The organism is Tardiphaga robiniae, from assembly GCF_013359755.1.
Lineage (GTDB): Bacteria > Pseudomonadota > Alphaproteobacteria > Rhizobiales > Xanthobacteraceae > Tardiphaga > Tardiphaga robiniae.
In genome coordinates this window covers 1-305 of the sequence record NZ_JABMCJ010000075.1, presented here as the reverse complement: position 1 = coordinate 305, position 305 = coordinate 1, and the positions used below count along the sequence as shown (strand labels likewise).

The following is a 305-nucleotide window of genomic DNA, read 5'->3' as shown; positions in this document are numbered from 1 at the left end:
TCCAATGACATATCGGTTTGTCAGGGAAGTTGTGAAGTTCTGGGATATACCGCTCACCGTATTGCAGGTTGATATCAACCCGGAGCTTGGACAGCCAAATGGTTATACGGTATGGGAACCAAAGGATATTCAGACGCGAATGCCTGTTCTGAAGCCATTTATCGATATGGTAAAGAAATATGGCACTCCATACGTCGGCGGCGCGTTCTGCACTGACAGATTAAAACTCGTTCCCTTCACCAAATACTGTGATGACCATTTCGGGCGAGGGAATTACACCACGTGGATTGGCATCAGAGCTGATG

At 47.2% G+C, this 305-nt stretch carries 1 protein-coding gene; it reads left to right on the top strand.

Annotated features, from left to right (window positions below):
* Positions 1-305, top strand: a 305-nt coding sequence (locus tag HP556_RS07455; protein WP_478134983.1) for an adenine nucleotide alpha hydrolase family protein, incomplete at both ends; no start/stop codon positions are given.